The organism is Streptomyces sp. NPDC057302, from assembly GCF_042667685.1.
GTDB lineage: Bacteria > Actinomycetota > Actinomycetes > Streptomycetales > Streptomycetaceae > Streptomyces.
This window is the reverse complement of sequence record NZ_JBHUZJ010000022.1, coordinates 49265-66268: the sequence shown is the minus strand read 5'-3', so window position 1 is coordinate 66268 and position 17004 is coordinate 49265. Positions and strand designations below refer to the sequence as shown.

Below are 17004 nucleotides of genomic sequence, written 5' to 3'. Positions count from 1 at the left end.
ACGGTCCTCAACTCCCTTCTGCGAGGCGGGCGATGGCCGCCATGGGGACGGGCACCCAGTCAGGGCGGTGGCGGGTCTCGTACAGCACTTCGTAAACCGCTCGGTCCGTCTCGTACGCACGCAGGAGTTCGGCGTCCGCCCGCGGATCCCAGGGGGATTCCGCCGCATACCCCGCGCAGTAGGCCTCCCTGCATCGGTCCACCCACTGGGCACGCCAGGGACGCCGGGTGTAGGCCGCGTAGTCGAAGGAGCGGAGCATGCCCGCCACATCCCTTACGGGAGCCTGCGCGTGCCGGCGCTCGGCCAGCGGACGGGCTGGTTCGCCCTCGAAGTCGATGACGAACCAGCGCTGTTCGGCCTGGAGAACCTGGCCCAGGTGCAGGTCGCCGTGGATCCGCTGGGTCGGGCGGCCCAGGCCGCGTGCGGCGACCGCGCCGTACGCGGCCTTCAGGCGAGGCATGTAGGGAGCGAGCTCCGGCACCTGGGCGGCGGCCTTCTCCAAGCGGCCCGTCATGGCGGCGGCCAGCCGTCGGCCGCCGTCCGGGTCCAGCGGCTCGGTCGCGAACGCCCGGGTCAGCGCGAGGTGCACTTCGGCGGTGGCCCTGCCCAGTTCGTACGCCTGGTCGCTGAAGTCCTCGCCCGAGGCGAGGGATTGGAGCGCCAGTGTCCAGCCGTCCGTCGCCTCGGGCAGGAAGGGCTGGAGTACCCCGAGGGTCATCTTGTGCGGCTCGGTGGTCCAGAACCAGGCCACGGCCTCGGGCACGCGGGCGCAGCCTCCACGAGCCAGCGCCCGCGGCACTTCCAGGTCCGGGTTGATGCCGTAGTGGACGCGGCGGAAGAGCTTCAGGATGAAGGAATTGCCGTACACCAGTGAGGTGTTGGACTGCTCGCCCTCGAGCAGCCTGGGCTCGAGCCCTTCCGGCACCATGGTCCGCGCGTCCCGTTCGAAGCGCAGGGGACCTAGGGTGCCGGGCGCCCTCAGGCGTTCCAGGAGCAGCGTCGCCGACCGCGGATCCAGGAGGGCGTCGTACACGGTGAGTCCGGCCAGCGGTCCCGTGTCCGGTCGGCCGATGAACGCGTGCTGGAGCCGGAAGGGCAGGTACTCACGGACTCCGAGTATCAGTTGGTAGCAGTCATCGGGCTGCCCGGCATGGCTCGTGCGGATCAGCAGGTGCAGGCACCCCGGGTGCAGAGCCGTCGTCGACAGCACTGCCAGGTCCGTGACGGGCCCGCCTTTGCCCGCGAACCACCTCTGCCTGGGCAGCCACTCCCGCAGGAGCCCGGCCAGCGAGGTCAGCAGTTGGGGAGGGCTGAGGCTGCTCGGCGACTGCGATGCCGTCTTCAGCATGAGGCACGTCCCTTCAAAGGTGCACCATGGGTGCGGCCGGAGATCGGGGCCCGTCGGTCAGCCGGAACCAGTAGAAGCCGTGCCCCGCCAGTGTCAGCAGGTAGGGGAGTTCGCCGATGGCCGGGAAGCGCACCCCGCCGATCAGTTCCACAGGGTGGCGGCCGTTGAAGGTCTGCAGGTCCAGCTCGGTGGGCTGCGCGAACCGCGAGAAGTTGTGCACGCACAGCACCAGGTCGTCCCCTCCTTCCCTCGATGGAGGGGCCTCCCGCAGGAAGGCGATCACCGCCGGATTGGACGAGGGCAGTTCGGTGTAGGAGCCGAGTCCGAAGGCGGGGTTCTGTTTGCGGATCTCGATCATCCTGCGGGTCCAGTGCAGGAGTGAGGAGGGTGAGGACATGGAGGCTTCGACGTTGGTGACCTGGTATCCGTAGACCGGGTCCATGATCGTGGGGAGGTAGAGGCGTCCGGGGTCGCAGGAGGAGAAGCCGGCGTTGCGGTCGGGGGTCCACTGCATGGGGGTGCGTACCGCGTCGCGGTCGCCGAGCCAGATGTTGTCGCCCATGCCGATCTCGTCGCCGTAGTAGAGGATCGGGGATCCGGGCAGCGACAGGAGCAGGGCGGTGAACAGTTCGATCTGGTTGCGGTCGTTGTCCAGGAGGGTGGCCAGGCGTCGGCGGATGCCGATGTTGGCGCGCATGCGCGGGTCTTTGGCGTATTCCGCGTACATGTAGTCGCGTTCTTCGTCGGTGACCATTTCGAGGGTGAGCTCGTCGTGGTTGCGCAGGAAGATGCCCCATTGGCAGCCGGCCGGGATGGCGGGGGTCTTGGCCAGGATTTCGGAGACGGGGTAGCGCGATTCGCGGCGTACGGCCATGAAGATGCGGGGCATGACGGGGAAGTGGAAGGCCATGTGGCATTCGTCGCCGCCGTCGGTGAAGTCGCCGAAGTAGTCCACGACGTCTTCGGGCCACTGGTTGGCCTCGGCCAGCAGGACGGTGTCGGGGTAGTGGGCGTCGATCTCGGCGCGTACGCGTTTGAGCAGGTTGTGGGAGCGGGGCAGGTTTTCGCAGTTGGTGCCCTCCTCGGCGAAGAGGTAGGGCACCGCGTCCAGGCGGAAGCCGTCGATGCCCAGGTCGAGCCAGAAGCGCAGGGCGGAGATGATTTCTTCCTGGACGGCCGGGTTCTCGTAGTTGAGGTCGGGCTGGTGGGAGAAGAAGCGGTGCCAGAAGTACTGTCCGCGTACCGGGTCGAAGGTCCAGTTGGAGGCCTCGGTGTCGACGAAGATGATGCGGGCGTCCTGGTACTGCTTGTCGTCGTCGGCCCAGACGTAGTAGTCGCCGTAGGGGCCCTGGGGGTCGCTGCGGGACTCTTTGAACCAGGGGTGCTGGTCGCTGGTGTGGTTCATGACGAAGTCGATGATCACGCGCATGCCGCGCTGGTGTGCGGAGTCCACGAACTCCACGAAGTCGGCCAGGTCGCCGAATTCGGGCAGGACCGCGGTGTAGTCCGAGACGTCGTATCCGCCGTCGCGCAGCGGGGACTTGAAGAACGGCGGCAGCCACAGGCAGTCCACGCCCAGCCACTGCAGGTAGTCGAGTTTGGCGGTGATGCCCTTGAGGTCGCCGATGCCGTCGCCGTTGCTGTCCTGGAAGGACCGCACCAGGACCTCGTAGAACACGGCACGCTTGAACCACTCCGGATCGCGGTCCTTGGCGGGCGTGTCCTCGAAAGTGTCCTGGACGGGCTCATTGATGATCATGGTGTGGGTGACCCTCCGATCAACGGTGCTTCGTCCGGTTCTTCCGGCCCGCCCACTGCCGCCAGCACGTGCGCCCCGCCCGGACCGAGGCGCACGTAGTTGGCCTTGCCCCAGTGATAGGTGTCGCCCGTGAGCTCGTCGCGCACCGGCACGCTCTCGTCCCAGTCCAGGCCGAGTTCCGGCATGTCCAGCGAGACGGTGCCCGCCTGGGTCCGATGAGGGTCGAGGTTCACGACCACGACGACCAGGTCCCCGCCGTCGCGCTTGCTGTAGACGATGAGCGCGTCGTTGTCGGCCCGGTGGAAACGGAGATTCCGCAGTGACTGCAGGGCGCGGTGGCTCCGTCGTACCCCGTTGAGCGTGGTGACCAGGGGCGCGATGGAGCGTCCCTCACGCTCGGCCGACTCCCAGTCGCGCGGGCGCAGTTCGTACTTCTCCGAGTGCAGGTATTCCTCGCCGCCCGCGCCGACCGCGTCGTTCTCGCACAGCTCGTACCCGGCGTAGATGCCCCAGCTCGGCGAGAGGGTGGCGGCGAGCACGGCCCGTGCCTCGAACGCCGGACGGCCGCCCTCCTGGAGATATCCGGGCAGGATGTCCGGGGTGTTCGCGAACAGGTTGGGGCGCAGGTACGCGGCGCTGTCGACGCTGAGGTCGGTCAGGCAATCGGTCAGTTCCTGCTTGGTGTTGCGCCAGGTGAAGTAGGTGTACGACTGCTGGAAGCCCGCCTGGGCCAGGGCCCGCATGACCGCGGGTCGCGTGAAGGCCTCCGCGAGGAAGATGACGTCCGGGTCGGAGGCGTTGATGCGGGCGATCACCTGCTCCCAGAACACGACGGGCTTGGTGTGCGGGTTGTCGACGCGGAAGATGCGTATCCCGTGCCCCATCCAGAACCGCAGCAGCCGCACCGTCTCCGCGATCAGCCCCGGCAGGTCCGCGTCGAAGGCGATCGGGTAGATGTCCTGGTATTTCTTCGGCGGGTTCTCGGCGTACGCGATGGTGCCGTCCGCCCGGTGGCGGAACCACTCCGGGTGCTTGTCCACCCACGGGTGGTCCGGCGAGCACTGGAGCGCGAAGTCCAGGGCGACCTCGAGGTCCAGGGCGGCGGCCCGGCGCACGAAGGCGTCGAAGTCGTCGATCGTGCCCAGGTCGGCGTGGACCGCGTCATGGCCGCCCTCGGGGGAGCCGATCGCCCAGGGCACACCGACATCCTGCGGGCCGGAGGAGAGAGAGTTGTCGGGACCCTTGCGGAACGTGCTCCCGATCGGATGGATCGGCGGCAGATACACGACGTCGAAACCCATCGCGGCGATCGCCGGCAGGCGCTCGGCGGCGGTGCGGAAGGTCCCCGACCTCGGTGGCTCGCCCTCGCGGACGACGGCCCCCTCCGAGCGCGGGAAGAACTCGTACCAGGACCCGAAAAGAGCGCGGCGCCGCTCGACGAGCAGCGGCAAGGCGTGCGAGCGAGTGACGCGCTCCCGCAGGGGGTGGCGCGCGAGAACCTCGTCCACCCGAGGAGCGAACGCGGCCTCCAGGCGGAGGGCCGGCGGCCGCAGTTCGTCACGCAAGGCCGTCGCGGCGTCGAGGAGAACCTGGCGTCTGCCGCCTTGCGGTACTTCGCCGGCGGCACGCTCGTACAACAACGCGCCTTCTTCGAGCGTCACTTGAGTGTCCGCACCGGCCGGGATCTTGATCGCGGCACAACGACGCCACCCGGCCACCGGATCGACCCAGGCCTCCACGGCGTACGTCCAGCGCCCCTCGGCGTCCGGTGTCACATCCGCGCCCCAGCGGTCGGTGCCCGGGTCCAACTCGCGCATGGGCACACGGGGCCGGGCCCGGCCATCGGGATCCAGCAGTACGACCTCGGCGCCGACCGGCACGTCACCCTCGCCGAACACGGTGGCCGTCACCTGGAAGGTCTCCCCCGCCACCGCCTTCGCGGGACGGCGGCCACCATCGACGGCCGGGCCGACGTCCAGAACGGGCACGGTGAAGGGCACCGGGGCCTCCTCCACGGCCGGACTCGTCCGGGGCGGTCGGGTCATCGCTCTCTCCTTTGCCCCGCTCTGACGCATGCTTGCCCCGCTCTGGCACATGGCCGCCTGCCGCCGAAGCTCCGGCCGCGGGCTCAGGTAGCGCTCGGCGGTGTCAGCGGCGAGCCGTGCCGTGCGCTCGCCCATCAGGACGCACAGCGTGTAGCCCCTGTCCTCGAACTGCTCGCGCGCACCCAGGTCCGCGGGATCGGCCAGCAACAGCCGTTCCCAGGCGCGGTACTGCTCCAGGTGCCGCACGACCTCGGCTCTGGCGGGCAGCAGCATCACCTTGGTCACCTTCCCGCTCTCCCCGGATGTCCGTGACGCACCGAACTGGTGCCGGAGGGCGGGTCGACGAATCGACGTGAGTCCCGGCCGCACTTCCTGACCCATAGTGCACGCCTGTGCACGCAGCGTCCTGTTGGATCTTCAATCAACGGCCTGACCTGCTCGTGTTGCACGAATGGAGCAGTGCTCCCACGCTGAAATGACTCAGAAGCGATCAGTACTCACGCTTCGTGTTCGAGGTGGCGGCTCGCCGAGCAACCACCTCGGAAGCCTCGTTGAGAGGAACCAATAGCGATGAAGGCTGCAATCCCCTGCTACTGCCACCTCGAGGCGGAGATCGACCCGCAGAGGGTCGAACAGGTCAGGCGCATCCTGGCCGCACATCTCCGGCACTGGGGTCTGGGAGCTCTTGTCGAACCCGTGAGCCGCTGCGCGGGCGTACTGCTGGACGCGATCGAGGCGCACGCGACGGACAAGCACACGGTCGTCGAGATGTGGTGGAACGGAAAGCACCTCATCACCGCCGTGTCCGACAACGAACGCGATCTCCCCCGTCCGCACTACGGGCCCCAGGGCTACCTGGCGCAGATCGCCGCGCTGAGCGACGGCTGGGGCAACTACCCGGCGACCAACGGCAAGATCATCTGGTTCTCGCACCGTGCCCGGTCCGCCGACGGCGCTCTGCTGGCACCGGCGCCGCCCGCGCCCAGTCTGCGCCCGGGGTGCCTGGTACCGCGCGAACTGCCGCTCACCGCCAGCGCCGCACCGGTGTAGCCCCCGCCCATGGCCGCTTCCGCGGTCGCACACGCCTCCGCCTCCGTCTCCGCGGTCGCGCACGCCGAGCAGACGGACCAGTCGTGCCGCAGGCTGGGGAAACGATCAGCCTCCGCCTGCCGGCGTCCACGGGCGCCGAACGCGCGAGAGACCGAAGACCACGCTCATCCGTACGGAGGCAGCAGCGTGCGCACCTGGATCGGACGCCCCTTCCCCCTCGGCGCCACCTACGACGGCGAAGGGACCAACTTCGCTCTGTTCAGCGAGGTCGCCGACCGCGTCGACATCGTCCTCTTCCATGAGGACGGCACACACCACAGCGTCTCCCTCACGGAGGTCGACGGCTTCGTCTGGCACTGCTACCTGCCCGGTGTCGGTCCGGGCCAGCGCTACGGATACCGGGTGCACGGCCCCTGGGACCCGGCCGCGGGACACCGGTGCAACCCCGCCAAGCTGCTCCTGGACCCCTACGCCAAGGCTTTCGACGGACAGGTGGACAACGCCCCCGCACTCTACGAGCGCGCGGCGCAGGGCCCCGATCCGGCCGACAGCGCCGCCCACACCATGCTCTCGGTGGTGACCGACTCCTCCTTCCCCTGGGAGGGCGACGTACTTCCCAGGCGTCCCTACGCGGAGACCGTGATCTACGAGGCTCATGTGCGGGGTCTGACCCGCAGCCACCCCGGGGTCCCCGAGGAACTGCGGGGCACCTACGGAGGGCTGGCGACCGAGCCGGTGATCGACCATCTCCTCTCGCTGGGCGTCACCGCCGTCGAACTGATGCCGGTGCACCAGTACGTGCAGGACGGCTTTCTGCGCGACCGCGGCCTGTCCAACTACTGGGGGTACACCTCCATCGGCTTCTTCGCCCCCCACCACGCCTACGCGGCTCACGGCGCGCGCGGCGGGCAGGTCACCGAGTTCAAGTCGATGGTCAAGAAGCTGCACACGGCCGGGCTCGAAGTGATTCTCGACGTGGTCTACAACCACACGGCGGAGGGCAACGAGAACGGCCCGACGCTCGCCTTCCGCGGCATCGACAACGCCTCGTACTACCGCCTGGCGGAAGGCGATCCGGCGCAGTACTTCGACACCACCGGCACGGGCAACAGCCTGCTGATGCGGCACCCCAACGTGCTGCAACTGGTCATGGACTCGTTGCGCTACTGGGTCACCGAGATGCACGTGGACGGGTTCCGGTTCGACCTGGCCGCCACCCTAGCCCGGCAGTTCCACGACGTGGACCGGCTGTCGGCGTTCTTCGACCTGGTCCAGCAGGACCCGGTGGTCGGCCGCGTCAAACTCATCGCCGAGCCCTGGGACGTCGGCGAGGGCGGCTACCAGGTCGGCAACTTCCCGCCCCTGTGGTCGGAGTGGAACGGCAAGTACCGCGACGCGGTACGGGGCTTCTGGCGCGGTGAGGACAACTCGCTCGCGGAGTTCGCCTCCCGCCTTGCCGGCTCGTCCGACCTCTACCAGCACGATCGTCGCCGTCCGCGGGCGAGCGTCAACTTCGTCACCGCCCACGACGGCTTCACGCTGCGCGATCTGGTCTCGTACGACGACAAGCACAACGAGGACAACGGCGAGGGCAACCAGGACGGCGAGAACGCCAACCGGTCCTGGAACTGCGGCGTCGAGGGCCCCACCACCGACGAGGGGGTCCTGGAACTCCGCGCGCGCCAGCAGCGCAACTTCCTCGCCACACTCCTGCTGTCGCAGGGGATTCCGATGATCGCCCACGGTGATGAGCTGGGCCGCACCCAACTGGGCAACAACAACGCCTACTGCCAGGACAGCGAGCTCTCCTGGGTCGACTGGGATCTCGACGAGGACCAGCGCGACCTGCTGGACTTCACGCAGCGGGCCATCGCCCTGCGCGCCGCCCACCCGGTGCTGCGAAGACGCCGCTTCTTCCGTGGCGAAACCTCGCCCCTGGAGGGGCAATCCCTGCCGGACCTCGTGTGGTTGAGGCCGGACGCACACGAGATGACGCAGCAGGACTGGCAGCGGCCCGACTCCCACGCCGTCGGCGTCTTCCTCAACGGTGAGGCGATCACGGAGCCCGACGCCTGCGGCAGACCCGTGGTGGACACCTCGTTTCTGCTCCTGCTGAACAGCTACCGGGAGCCGATCGTCTTCCACCTTCCTGGCCCCCTGTACGGGGAACGCTGGGCCACGAGGATCGACACCGCGGAGGCGCGCGGCCTACCGGACGAGGCCGAGCACAAAGCGGACAGCCACATCGCCGTGGGGGCCCACAGCCTGCTCCTGCTCTCCCGCTCCCCCGACCCGTGACAGCCCCGAACTGAGCAAGACCCCCTACCCGCGGGCATCTTCCCCGCGGAACGAGGAACACGCACTGAATGAACGCACACCGCATTCCCGCATCCGGCCCGCTCCCGGGCCGTGACGAGTCGTACTGGATGGCCACGAGTCCCCCGACGTCCCTCCCCCCGCTCTCCGCGGACACGGAGACGGACGTGGTCGTCGTGGGAGGCGGCATCGCCGGGCTCAGCACCGCCTGGGAGCTCGTCCGCAGCGGGCTTCGCGTCGTCGTCCTGGAGGCCGACCGCATCGCCGCCGGTGTCACCGGCCACACCACCGCCAAGGTCTCCGCCCTGCACGGCCTGGTGTACGACCGGCTCCTGAGCACCCGTGGACTCGATGCCGCTCGTATGTACGCCCGCTCACAGCAGGGTGCCGTGGAACGGATCTCCGCCGTCCGTGACGAGCTGAACATCGACTGCGCGTGGGAACGCCGTCCCGCCCTCGCCTACACCACCCGGCCGGAGAACCGCTCCGCCCTGCAGGCGGAGGCGAACGCTGCCCGGGCGGCGGGGCTGGACGCCCGTTATGTCGAGGAGACCGGGCTGCCCTTCGACGTGGTGGGTGCGGTACAGGTCGAGGGACAGGCGCAGTTCCACCCCCGCGCCTACCTCCTGGGCCTGGCGGAGGACCTGCGGGCCCAGGGCGGAGTGATCCATGAGCGGACCCGGGTGACGGGTCTGCACGAGGGGAGCCCTTGCCGGGTCACCACCGAGGCGGGGCACACGGTCACCGCTCAGGACGTCGTCGTCGCCACCCATTACCCGGTCTTCGACCGTGCGTTGCTCTTCGCCCGCCTCTCCCCCCGCCGTGAGCTCGTCGTCGCCGCCCCGCTGGCCGGCGGCCAGGATCCGGCCGGCATGTACCTCACCCAGGACGACGGCAAGCGGTCCGTGCGCACCGCCCCCTACGGCGACGGCCGGCGGCTGCTGATCGTGACCGGTGAGGGCTTCACGCCGGGCGAGGGCGACGCGGCCGCCGGTTTCGCGCGCCTGGACGCGTGGATGCACGCCCATTTCCCCGTCGGTGACACCGCCTACCGCTGGGCGGCCCAGGACAATGACGTCAGCGACACCGTGCCGATGATCGGCCGCTACCACCCCGGCGCCCGGCACACCTACGTCGCCACCGGCTTCGGCGGCTGGGGCATGAGCGGCGGCGCGCTGGCCGGACAGCTCCTCACCCGGCTCATCCACGGGGAGGAGCCGGCGTGGACGGGGCTGTACGACCCGCGCAGGCTCTGGAGCGCGGTGCGCGAGGCCCCGGCGCTGCTGAGACAACAGGCCGACGTAGCCCGCCACTTCGTGGGCGACCGCCTCGCCACCACCCACGTCGACTCGGTCACCGACATCGCCCCGGGCACCGGCGCGGTGGTACGCATCGACGGCAGCCGCTGTGCCGTCTACCGGGACGAGTCCGGGACCGCGCACGCCGTATCGGCCCGCTGCACCCACCTCGGCTGCCTGGTCGCCTTCAACCCGGCCGAGACGGCCTGGGAGTGCCCGTGCCACGGCTCGCGGTTCGCGCCGGACGGCAAGGTCCTCCAGGGGCCCGCCACCCGTCCGCTGGCATCCCGCGACCCGGTGGTCGCCCCCAGCACCCCACCGGGAGAAGGGGGGTAGACCGGGCACAGGCGGACGCCCGGTCTCCGCGCGACGATCAGTGGTGTTCAGAGCAGTCAGACGCACGAACAGCCCCATGGAGGAGTCATGGCAGTACGGCACCAGCTCATCCGACGCCCGCCGCGAGACCTGTGGGCGGTGCTCGAAGACGAGTCCCGCTTTCACGAATGGGTGGTCGGCACGCACTCCTCTCGTCCGGGCGAGGGCGACTGGCCGAGGACGGGCTCCACCCTGAACTACACCGTGCGGCTCGGACCCAAGGACTTCGAGGGGTTCACCGTCGTACGCTGCCACGAGCCTCCGCGGACCCTGGAGCTCGAGGCGTACAGCGGGCCGCTCGGCACCGCACGCATCGCCTTCGACGTCCGGCCGTGGGGTGAGCACACGCTGGTCATCCTGGACGAGCACCCGCTGCGCGGCGTGGGCGGCGCCCTGCACAACAGCGCACTCGACGCCCTGTTGCAGCTGCGCCACCGCCGCATGCTGGGCCAACTGGCCCGTGTCGTCGAAGAATCGACGCCGGACAGGGGCGAGAAAGCCGTTGATGCCTGACGCGCACCGGGGAGCCTGAATCATCCGTTCGGTCGCGGTCTGCTCGCACACCTTGCGGGGGCTCACGTCAGATGGGAACAGTCTCTGGAAGGAGTACGTCATGCCGCAGGGGTCCAGCAAGAAGCGCGAGCGCCAGTACGAGCACATCAAGGAGGGCGCGGAGAAGCGCGGGACCTCCGAGGGCCGTGCGAAGGAGATCGCGGCGCGCACCGTGAACAAGGAACGCGCCCGTTCCGGGGAGTCGAAGACGGCGAGCAAGACATCCACGCGGGACAAGAAGTCCGCCTCGCAGCGCGGCGGCGAGCGCTCCCACAGCGGGGCGCAGGGTCCGACGAGGGACCAGCTGTACGCGGAGGCCAAGAAACGCAACATCGACGGCCGATCGTCGATGAACAAGCAGCAGCTGGCCAAGGCCCTCGGCCGCTGAGCGAGGACCGCGGCGCCCGTAGCGGATCCTGACCGCCACCGGATCGGGTGACGACGAGGGTATGAATGGGCATCGAGGGGCTACTAGTCCCCCATGACGCATCATGATCTTGTAGTGGTCGGTGCAGGCTCCGGGAACGCCGTCGTCGACGACCGGTTCTCCCACCTGGACATCGCGATCGTCTCCGAGGGACCCTTCGGCGGCACCTGCCTGAACGCGGGCTGTATTCCCAGCAAGATGCTGGCCGCCACCGCGGACATCGCCGACACCGTCAGGGACAGCGGGCGGCACGATGTCGAGGCCCGGCTCCAGGGGATCTCCTGGTCCCAGGTTCAGCGGCGCGTGTTCGGCCGGCTCGACCCGCAGGCCCGGGACGGGGAGCAGGGGCGGCGGGACACGCCTTGGATCACGGTCTACCGGGGGCGTGCGCGGTTCACCGGTGATCGGGAGCTCTTGGTGACCACCGATTCCGGCAGTGAGCGCGTCACGGCCGACCGGATCGTCGTGGCGGCGGGCAGCCGCCCGGTCGTTCTCCCGGAGATCAAGGATTCGGGTCTGCCCTACGAGACCTCCGACACCATCATGCGTCTGGACGAGGTTCCGGCCCGGTTGACCGTGGTGGGAGGAGGCTACATCGCCGCCGAACTCGCGCACGTCTTCCATACGGCGGGCGCCGAGATCACGGTCGTCGAACAGGCCGACCGGCTGCTGGCCCAGCAGGACGAATCAGTCTCCAGGACGTACACGGACAGCGTGCGCGGCCAGTGGGACCTGCGGCTCGGCCGGAAGGTCACCGGTGTCCACGGCACGCCGGGCGAGCTGAGCGTGACCCTCGACGACGGCACCCAGCTCTCGGCGGACACACTCCTCGTCGCCGTGGGGCGTGTCTCCAACGCGGACACACTCCACATCGACCAGGCCGGCATCGCCTCCGACGACCAGGGGCTGATCACGGTCGACGAGCAGCTGCGCACCAGCGCTTCCGGTGTCTGGGCCCTTGGTGACATCACCGACGGCGGCCCGCCGTTGAAGCATGTCGCCAACCGGCAGGCAGAGGTGATCGCCCACAACCTCCTGCATCCCGAACGACCGCGTGACATGTCCTATACGGCGGTCCCCTCGGCGGTCTTCGCGCAGCCTCAGATCGGTCAGGTCGGCGTCACCGAGCAAGAAGCCCGAGAGCGCGGCATCGACTTCGTCGTCGGCCGCCGGGACTACGAGGACGTCGCCTTCGGGTGGGCCTTGGAGAACTCGCAGGGCTTCTGCAAGGTCCTCGTCGAACGTGGCACGGGGGCCGTCATCGGAGCCCATGTGCTCGGCCCTCAGGCGGCCACCCTCATCCAGCCCCTCGTCCTCGCCATGACCTGGGGCATTCCGGCGCGTGACGTGGCCGAACGCCCTCTGTGGCCGCACCCCGCCCTCACCGAAGTGGTCGAGAACGCCTTGCGTGATGCCGTTGAGACGCTCGCAGCGTCATGACCTCGTACCCCGTTGGCCGTCACCGGACGGGACACCCCCGGGGCAGCCGTCACGGCTGCTCCGGGGGCTCGCCGGATGATCAGCGGTCGAGTTCCAGGCGGTAGACCCCGCCCTGCTCCGTGCCGACGAACAGGCTGTCCCCCTCCCCCGTGGCGGCCAGGCTCAGGACGTCCTTGTTCGGCATGCCGCGGGAGATGTTCTCCCATGTCCGCCCACCGTCGGTGGAGCGGAGCACGCCGCGTGCCCCGTTGGGCGTGAAGTCCTGCCAGCGTGACGTGGTGCCCGCGTAGAGGGTGCCGTCGACGTCGAGGAGGTCCGAGACCTGGATGCGCAGGTCACCCGTGTCGGCCTTGGTGAAGGACTTGCCGCCGTCCGTGCTGAAGCGGATCGCGGTACCCCCAGTGATCATCTTCTTGCCGCGGAAGACGACCGAGTCCACTTCGTGGTCGGCGACCTGGGTCGAGGTGGCACCCAAGTCGTCCGAGTACGCGAGGCCCCAGTAACCGGCCAGCCAGATACGGCCCTTGACGTGGGGGTCGGCCGTGATGTCCTGGTAGTACCTCCCGCGCGGCACGGTCTTCCACGTCTTGCCGCCGTCCGTGGTGCTGTGGACCCCGGCTCCGTCCATCCGCGAGTACGACACGACCATGCGGTCCGGGTCGGCCGGGTCGACCATGAAGGCGGTGGCCCCGCCCTCCAGGCTGCTGATCTCATCCCATGTGCGGCCCCCGTCCGTGGATTTCTGGACGTGGCTGCCGAGCAGATCGTTGGTCACCCGCCAGACCCGCTCGGGGTCCTTCAGGGGTGCGACCAGAGCGACGGTGGCGATGCCCGAGTCCCCGTCTCCCGCGCCCCACTCGGCGCTGCGTGCCGGAAGGCCGGTGCGGTGGACTCCCTCCGGGGTCGCGGCGAGCAGGGCGTCGCCCGCGGTGGCCAGCGCCGTCACGCTCTCGCCCTGCACGCCGATGCGGCGGTATCCGCCCTCGTCGGTGGAGCGGTAGAGACCCGTGCTGCCGCCGATGGTGTAGGAGCCGTCCTGCCATCGGTCGTAGTCGGCGAAGACGTAGCCCGGCAGCGGCTGTTCGGCCTCCTTCCACGTCCTGCCGCTGTCACGGCTGACCGCGCCGGTGCCGGTCAGGTCGTCGTGGTAGATCTCGCCGCCCTGGACGTCGAACACTCCGCTGTAGGTGCGGCTGGTCTTCTCCACGGTGCGCCCGCCGTCGCGGCTGACCCACAGTCCGCTCTTCTTGCCCATGGCTTTGATCGCGACAACGTTGCCGTCGACGTCGTACCCGCCCAGGTGCGTCTCGCCGATCTTGCCCTCGAAGACCTTCTCGGCATGCTTGCCCTGGCCGGTCGCGAAGTCGCGGACCACCCAGATCACTTGACCCGCCCACACGTACAGATCGTCGCCGCCGAAGCGGGCGTCGGCGACCCAGCCCTCGATGCCGTACCCGGTCAGGTCGACCGGCTGCCACGAGGCGCCGCTGTCCCTGCTGACGTAGCGGTCATCGGTGGCCGCCGTGGCGAGCAGCGCCTTGGCCCCGGGGTCGGCGGACAGTTCGGTCCAGGGCAACTGGGGGGCACTCATCCGCTCCCAGGTCTTGCCCCGGTCCCTGGTCTCGAGGAGTGCGCCGCCGGCCGGAAACGCGGAGGGATGGTCGCTGCGGACCGCCTCCCACCAGTGCTTGGGGTCGTCCGGGTCGATGACCAGGGACGGCTCCTGCTTGAGGTTGCTGACCGGCGCGTGGTTCCTCGGCTGCCAGGTCTTGCCGTTGTCCGTCGTCAGCCAGGCACCACCGCTGCGGGTTCCCTGCGTCATGACGGCCTGGCGGGGTGCGCCCGGGGCGATCTGGGTGGTGCCGGCCGCGCTGTTGGGGCCGATGGCCTTCCACCGCTTGGCGGTGGGCCCGGCCGCCGTGACCTCGAACGCGCCGCTGCCGTGCTGACGGATCCCCGCATCCGTCGTGGCACCCACCGTCATCCTGTGTACGCCGTTCCTCAGGTCCGTGAGGTCGGTCCGGTAGTAGTGCGGGTCGGCGGTGGCCTGCGAGGTGACGGTGAAGTCCCGGCCGTGCGGCGGGTCGACGGTCAGCTTCGGCGGTGTGCGCAGCTTGGTGGGCGTGTAGGTGTAGACCGTGGTGTTGCCGTCCGTGCTCGGGTCGACGGCCGCGTCCACGTACAACGGGATGGCCGTCATGAGGTAGGGAACACTGATCTTCCTGCCCTTGCGGGGCGTGACGGTGACGCGGCCGGTGAGGTAGTTGGTCGTCGCGTCCGTGACGTCGGGCCGGTCCCGCTCGACCTTGAGCCGGACCTCGGCCCTGCCGCCCGCGGGGATGGTGACGCGGCTCGGTGAGACAGTGGCAGGACCGCTGACGGTGACCTTGCCCGTGACGGCCTTGGCGCCCGTGTTGTGCACGGTGACGGTGCGGGTGCCCTTGACCTTCTTCCGGTCCATGTGCGGCAGCCTGAAGGACACGGTGGCCGGTGAGGCGTACAGGTCGGTGTCGGCCGCGGCTGCGGTGCCCAGTCGGCCACCGCCCTGGGCCTGCATGTCCGGGCCGGTCAACGCAGCGGCGGAGCCGATGAGTTGGGCGCCGCTCTGGGCCGCGGTGCGCTCGGGGTGCAGCTGGCGCAGCAGGGCGGCGGAGCCGGCGGCCATCGGGGAGGCCATCGACGTACCGGACATGCGCAGCACACCGTCGGGGACGATGCTCTTCGGCACGGTGGAGCGGATCTCCACGCCCGGGGCGACGATGTCGGGCTTGAGGTCGAGTTCCTGGTCGGGGCCACGGGAGGAGAACGACGCCATCTGGTCGGTGGCGTCGGTGCTGCTGAGCGTGAGTTGGGCCGATGTCTCGGCCAACTCGGCTAGCTGGCGCCCTTGTTCGGTGCCGACGCCGACGACCGGCAGGCGGTCCATGCGCAGCGAGTCGCCCGACGCAGCGGGCGCGGTATTGGCTCCGGCCAGGAACTCGCCCGGCGTACGGCCACTGTGGCGGCCTTGTGGCTTCGACGGGTCGTCGAGGGGGTTCGTGCGCGCACGCCCGTCCGTGGCGACCGGGCCGTCGCCGGTTCTGACGCCGCCGATGACGGCGAGAGCGCCGCGCTTCTCGGCCTCGCGCCAGATGGCCAGTTCCTCGGCCCACACATCGTCCGGGCTGGTCGAGGGTGGGATCGCGAGAAGCACGAACTTGCCCTTCACCTCCCCCACCCGCTCCCAGTCCTGCGCGGTTCCCATGCCGAGGTTGACCATCGGCCCCGTGACCGGAGCGGCGGGCGGGTTGGCGGAGCGGCCGCCTCGGTACGTGACCAACTGCTCGCCCTTGCCCGCGACCTTGACCACGGGCTGGCGCACGCCGCTGGTGGACGCGCCGACGGCGATCACCCCAGGGGCGGCGGCCGGGGAGCCGACGCTGTAGTAGCCGGGTCCGCTGTTGCCTGCCGCGGCGAAGACGAGGGCGCCGGCCTCGACGGCCTGGGACGCGGCCCGTGCCACCGGGTCGTCACCGGTGCCCAGTGCGTTGCCCATGCTCATGTTGATGATGTCGGCGCGGTGCGGGTTGGCCGGGTCCACGGCGGCTTCGAGTGCCGCGATGATGTCCGAGTCCTCGCCGACGCCTTCCGCGTCCAGCACCTTGTACGCCAGCAGCCGGGCATCCGGTGCGGCTCCCGTGACGCCGTCCTCGGCCGCGGCCTCGGCGGCGACGATCCCCGCCACGTGAGTGCCGTGGCTGTTGTCGTCCATGGGGTCGGGGTCGTCGTTGACGAAGTCGTGGCCGCCGACGACCTTGTGGCCCTCGCCGAGGCCGCCGCCGAGGTCCGGATGCGTGTAGTCGACGCCGGTGTCGATCACCGCGACAGTGACCCCCTTGCCGGTCACCTTGGCCCCGTTCGCGTCCTCGCGCTCCCACACGTCCGGGTTGCCGACCACCTCGTTGGCGTCCACGTCCTGGGCGCGGAAGATGCCGGCGGGCGTGACGGACCGGACGCCGGGCAGCTTCGCGAGCGCTGCGGACTCGCGCGCGTCGATGGTCATCGAGACGGCGTTCAGCAGCAGATTGTGCTTGCGGACGGACTTCGCCCCGACACCGGCGTCCTTCGCGGCAGCGAGAAAGTCGTCCTGCTTGCCCGACACGTCCTTGCGCTCTGCCGCGACGTCGGCGGCCTTGGCGCTCCTGGCAGTCCCGGGCGCCGCCTCCAGGGCGCCCGCGCCGTCGAGTTGGACGATGACGCGTTCCGTTCGCCCGGCGCCGCCCGGCGATGCCGGTTCGTCCGCGGCGGCGCCGGGGACCGAAGTGAGCAGTCCGCCGAGCACTGCGGCCGCGATCCCTATGTGGACAGGTCTGCTGTGGGCAGGTCCTCTGTAGACAGGTCTTCGGGGGGAAATT

Annotated in this window: 10 protein-coding genes; 6 read left to right on the top strand and 4 right to left on the bottom strand. The window is 69.7% G+C overall.

Annotated elements, in window-relative coordinates:
• Positions 1 to 7: 7 nt before the first annotated feature.
• The 3 genes from ACFUPX_RS18095 to ACFUPX_RS18085 are packed head-to-tail and all read right to left on the bottom strand — an operon-like array spanning position 8 to position 5437.
• Positions 8 to 1348, bottom strand: coding sequence for a maltokinase (locus tag ACFUPX_RS18095; protein ID WP_383322809.1), 1341 nt, complete (start codon positions 1346 to 1348; stop codon positions 8 to 10).
• A gap of 13 nt (positions 1349 to 1361) precedes the next feature.
• A complete protein-coding gene (treS, locus tag ACFUPX_RS18090; RefSeq protein WP_383322806.1) occupies positions 1362 to 3107 on the bottom strand; it encodes a maltose alpha-D-glucosyltransferase in 1746 nt (581 codons plus the stop codon).
• Positions 3104 to 5437 carry a maltotransferase domain-containing protein gene (locus ACFUPX_RS18085; protein WP_383322803.1) on the bottom strand — a complete coding sequence of 778 codons (2334 nt, stop codon included), beginning with the start codon at positions 5435 to 5437 and terminating at the stop codon, positions 3104 to 3106. Before ACFUPX_RS18085 ends, treS begins: the two co-directional genes overlap by 4 nt.
• 285 nt (positions 5438 to 5722) lie before the next feature.
• Here ACFUPX_RS18085 and ACFUPX_RS18080 point away from each other — a divergent pair, with 285 nt between their 5' ends.
• The 6 genes from ACFUPX_RS18080 to ACFUPX_RS18055 all read left to right on the top strand — a co-directional run bounded on the left by ACFUPX_RS18080 (position 5723) and on the right by ACFUPX_RS18055 (position 12610).
• Entirely contained in the window at positions 5723 to 6202 is a 480-nt protein-coding gene (locus ACFUPX_RS18080; protein WP_383322800.1) for a pep a2, read from the top strand.
• A gap of 186 nt (positions 6203 to 6388) precedes the next feature.
• Positions 6389 to 8500 carry a glycogen debranching protein GlgX gene (gene glgX / locus ACFUPX_RS18075; RefSeq protein ID WP_383322797.1) on the top strand — a complete coding sequence of 704 codons (2112 nt, stop codon included), beginning with the start codon at positions 6389 to 6391 and terminating at the stop codon, positions 8498 to 8500.
• Between the two features lie 68 nt (positions 8501 to 8568).
• Positions 8569 to 10152, top strand: a complete 1584-nt coding sequence (locus ACFUPX_RS18070; protein ID WP_383322794.1) for an FAD-dependent oxidoreductase — start codon at positions 8569 to 8571, stop codon at positions 10150 to 10152.
• 87 nt (positions 10153 to 10239) lie between these two features.
• Positions 10240 to 10704 (top strand): SRPBCC family protein, encoded by a 465-nt coding sequence (locus ACFUPX_RS18065; RefSeq protein ID WP_383322791.1) that lies wholly within the window; start codon positions 10240 to 10242, stop codon positions 10702 to 10704.
• Between the two features lie 100 nt (positions 10705 to 10804).
• Positions 10805 to 11131, top strand: a complete 327-nt coding sequence (locus ACFUPX_RS18060; RefSeq protein WP_383322788.1) for a plasmid stabilization protein — start codon at positions 10805 to 10807, stop codon at positions 11129 to 11131.
• A gap of 93 nt (positions 11132 to 11224) precedes the next feature.
• The gene (locus ACFUPX_RS18055) at positions 11225 to 12610 is read left to right on the top strand and encodes a mycothione reductase (protein ID WP_383322785.1); all 1386 of its coding nucleotides are present in this window, start codon (positions 11225 to 11227) and stop codon (positions 12608 to 12610) included.
• Between the two features lie 79 nt (positions 12611 to 12689).
• On the opposite strand, the gene ACFUPX_RS18050 is transcribed toward ACFUPX_RS18055, so the two are convergent.
• A complete protein-coding gene (locus tag ACFUPX_RS18050; protein WP_383322782.1) occupies positions 12690 to 16931 on the bottom strand; it encodes a S8 family serine peptidase in 4242 nt (1413 codons plus the stop codon).
• Between the last annotated feature and the right edge of the window lie 73 nt (positions 16932 to 17004).

Bases quoted from the DNA above. Each gene is read 5' to 3' on its own strand.
- treS (WP_383322806.1), bottom strand. From the start codon at position 3,107: ATGATCATCAATGAGCCCGTCCAGGACACTTTCGAGGACACGCCCGCC.
- ACFUPX_RS18055 (WP_383322785.1), top strand. From the start codon at position 11,225: ATGACGCATCATGATCTTGTAGTGGTCGGTGCAGGCTCCGGGAACGCC.
- ACFUPX_RS18095 (WP_383322809.1), bottom strand. From the start codon at position 1,348: ATGCTGAAGACGGCATCGCAGTCGCCGAGCAGCCTCAGCCCTCCCCAA.
- ACFUPX_RS18065 (WP_383322791.1), top strand. From the start codon at position 10,240: ATGGCAGTACGGCACCAGCTCATCCGACGCCCGCCGCGAGACCTGTGG.
- ACFUPX_RS18080 (WP_383322800.1), top strand. From the start codon at position 5,723: ATGAAGGCTGCAATCCCCTGCTACTGCCACCTCGAGGCGGAGATCGAC.
- ACFUPX_RS18070 (WP_383322794.1), top strand. From the start codon at position 8,569: ATGAACGCACACCGCATTCCCGCATCCGGCCCGCTCCCGGGCCGTGAC.
- ACFUPX_RS18060 (WP_383322788.1), top strand. From the start codon at position 10,805: ATGCCGCAGGGGTCCAGCAAGAAGCGCGAGCGCCAGTACGAGCACATC.